The 2,805-nt window shown below is 45.2% G+C and carries 3 protein-coding genes; 1 reads left to right on the top strand and 2 read right to left on the bottom strand.

Going from position 1 to position 2,805, the window contains the following annotated elements:
- Positions 1-1,094 precede the first annotated feature (1,094 nt).
- Entirely contained in the window at positions 1,095-1,307 is a 213-nt protein-coding gene (gene cspE / locus GOU96_RS17220; protein WP_267783211.1) for a cold-shock protein, read from the bottom strand.
- 318 nt (positions 1,308-1,625) lie between these two features.
- The gene (locus GOU96_RS17215) at positions 1,626-1,763 is read right to left on the bottom strand and encodes a hypothetical protein (RefSeq protein ID WP_178090317.1); all 138 of its coding nucleotides are present in this window, start codon (positions 1,761-1,763) and stop codon (positions 1,626-1,628) included.
- A 314-nt stretch (positions 1,764-2,077) separates the two neighbouring features.
- Between GOU96_RS17215 and GOU96_RS17210 the strand changes: the two genes are divergently transcribed.
- Positions 2,078-2,260: a Rop family plasmid primer RNA-binding protein gene (locus GOU96_RS17210; RefSeq protein WP_152136656.1), complete on the top strand. Its 183-nt coding sequence runs from the start codon at positions 2,078-2,080 to the stop codon at positions 2,258-2,260.
- Positions 2,261-2,805 lie beyond the last annotated feature (545 nt).

The raw sequence follows: 2,805 nt of genomic DNA, 5'->3' as shown, positions 1-2,805 counted from the left end.
CAGCGGAACAGCAAGATGCGCTCCGCGCCCAATAAGTTTTTTTTGATGTTTTGGAAGAGCCAAGAACAGGCGTAAGGCAGGACGAAGGAACGGCACGGAAGGTGCTTTTTTCCAAAGGCTCCGCCCTCCTGACAAGCATCACAGAAAACAGGTGTTTTCCGGTGCTCAAATCAAGAGTGGCGAAACCCGAATCGGACTTAAAGATCCCCCCCATTTCTGGTGGGTCGCTCCCTCGTGCGCTCTCCGATTTCACACCCTGCATTCCCCGCTACACTGTCACCGATTCGCTGACGCTGTTACCTGTCGAGCTGGCTGGCCTTTCTCATAGACTGCCTGTGTATCCGTATCCTGTTTAGGTGCTTCGCTCCAAGCTGGGCTGTATGCACGAACTCCCCATTCAGCCCGACTACCACGCCATGTACGGTAACAAACTCTTGAGTCCAACCCGTACAGACACGACAAATCGCCAGTGGTGGTAGCCATTGGTAACTGAATTGCTGACGGGGATGTAATGTTAGAGCACTTGATGTGATACACCTATACGGGCTAAACTGCTTAAACAGTTTATGGTGACTGCGCTTGACTCCCCGTTAGCCAGTTACCTTGGTTCAGAAACTTGCCGGTTTCCTGAACCTTCGAAAAACCACCTTGCCGGGTGGTTTTTTCGTTTCTGGGCAAAAGATTACGCCGATGCCCCCTACAAGGTCAATCCTGCTCTGCTCATTCCATGCGCAATAAGCCGCCGAGATCGTCCGGCTGGATAAAAAAAATACACAAAAAAGCCGTCCATTAAATTTATCTAATGGACGGCTTTCTATGAATCATGTTTCATGATGATTTTAAGTCTATTTTAATACAACCAATAATGGTTCAGGGATAAACTTATTAATGGTTCTCGAACTATCTTCTTTCTTTTGATAGAACCAAAACCTACTTCTTCCATTAACTCTAGACATTTAACCACCTATAACTATTTCACAATATAATGTGAAATAACAAAAAACAGATTAAACACTGAATTAATTTCTTCACATGATCAGCTTATAAAAAGGCGAGCCTTAACTCGCCTTTTTAATTCTATCTAACTTAATACTTTAGATAGGAAAGACATCAGCGGCTTGTGGGCCTTTAGGGCTGCTTTCGATGTTGAATGACACCTTCTGCCCTTCTTGCAAGGTCTTGAACCCATCGGAGATGATGGCACGGAAGTGTACAAACACATCTTCACCGCCGTTATCCTGAGAGATAAAGCCAAAGCCTTTTTCTTCGTTAAACCATTTTACTGAACCAGTGCTTTTATTAGACATAATACGTCCCTTTTAATTAAATTATTTTTTTGCGCTGAGGAGACGAATTATTTACGATGCGAGAAGCTAAGGGAAACACTGATGAATAACAACGGTTAAGCGGGAATTCTGAGGGTTTTACTTTTACTTGATGCTTTCAATAACTCTTAACAACAGAGCCATTGCATTATGGGTATAGGTGACTAGTAAGTAAAGGGTTATTTTTTTAATTATTCAGAATATATTTTCTTAAAGATAAAAAACTCATCTGCAGCCCTTGGCATCCAAGGCATGCAAAAAATCAGGTTTATTTTTAACCGCAGATAAAAACTTCTCGCACTACAGGCTGCGAAGGGTAAGAGACAACATGAATCCGGCAACCCCTGAGCCAAATCCACCGAAAAACTGAGACATGATCAAGATAGTGAGAAGCGAGATAGTGGCCAGCAAAAACAGCGGCACGATAGGTCTAGACATACCAAGTCCCTTTTAATGCAGAAATCCTAATGCGCACTATCTAGCTAACAAAGAAAAACGGCACGGAACATTGTGTAACCTTTGGTTAACTTAACTGATAGCTCCCAACCCGCACATTTACCATAATCGACATTTTCCGCACCGCCTGAGACGCTCTCAGAGCGTTTTTACCCCCTAAGCCATAGAAAACCATACCTAGAACAGCAAAAACGCCGTAAAACGCGCCTGATGAGTTTTACGGCCATGCATAGCCATGCACCTCACTGAATGCGGTAAGATCTGAGGCAAAAATCAACCTCAAACAGGCAAAACCCATGAACAAACAACAAAAAGCCGCGCTAAACATGGCGAAATTTATTCGCAGCCAAACCCTGCTACTGCTGGAAAAACTCAACGAACTCGATCTGGACGAACAAGCCGATCAGTGTGAAAAGCTGCATGAGGATAGCGAGGCGTTATACCAATCGCTCATAGCCGAGTTCGGCGCAGAAGAATAAGGCGATGAACGGGTACGCAAATTTTTTGCGTGCCTGTGAAGTGCCGGCGGGGTTCGGGGCGCAGCCCTGAGAGGTTCGTAGAACCGAGCAGGGTTTCAAAGGGCGCACCCTTTGGCACGACGATGGATGCTCGGCGCGAAGCGCTGTGTAAACATCGGTCTCGTGCCTGAACTCGTTGCTAAACAAAGTGTTCAGCCGCAGCTAGAGTTCACTTAGATACCATTTGGATAGCACACAGATACCAATGAGATAGCACATGGATAGCACATGGATAGCATTTGGATAGCATACAGATACCAATGAGATAGCATATGGATACCATTTAGATAGCACAAAGGTATCACTGGGGTAGCGCTGAGAATGAAGGCGTAAAAACCAAACAAAAAAATCGCAAAGACACTTCGAGGTAAAGCTGCGTGTCTTGCCGATTAAACGACAGTGCGCGGTCACCGCGCTGTTGGAGAAGCAACCAATGAAGCGTTCATGTGGAAAAGCTCGGGACAGCAAAGCTGACCGGAGCTTTACGCACAATCACGCTGGCCAAT

The sequence above is a fragment of the Vibrio sp. R-1 genome (genome assembly GCF_035615595.1).
In the GTDB taxonomy this organism is placed as follows: Bacteria; Pseudomonadota; Gammaproteobacteria; order Enterobacterales; family Vibrionaceae; genus Vibrio; species Vibrio cholerae.
Note: the sequence above shows the minus strand (reverse complement) of the source record. Positions and strands in the feature narration are given on the sequence as shown.

Excerpts from the sequence above, each read along its gene's own strand:
- cspE (WP_267783211.1), bottom strand. The coding sequence starts at position 1,307 with ATGTCTAATAAAAGCACTGGTTCAGTAAAATGGTTTAACGAAGAAAAA.
- GOU96_RS17210 (WP_152136656.1), top strand. The coding sequence starts at position 2,078 with ATGAACAAACAACAAAAAGCCGCGCTAAACATGGCGAAATTTATTCGC.
- GOU96_RS17215 (WP_178090317.1), bottom strand. The coding sequence starts at position 1,763 with ATGTCTAGACCTATCGTGCCGCTGTTTTTGCTGGCCACTATCTCGCTT.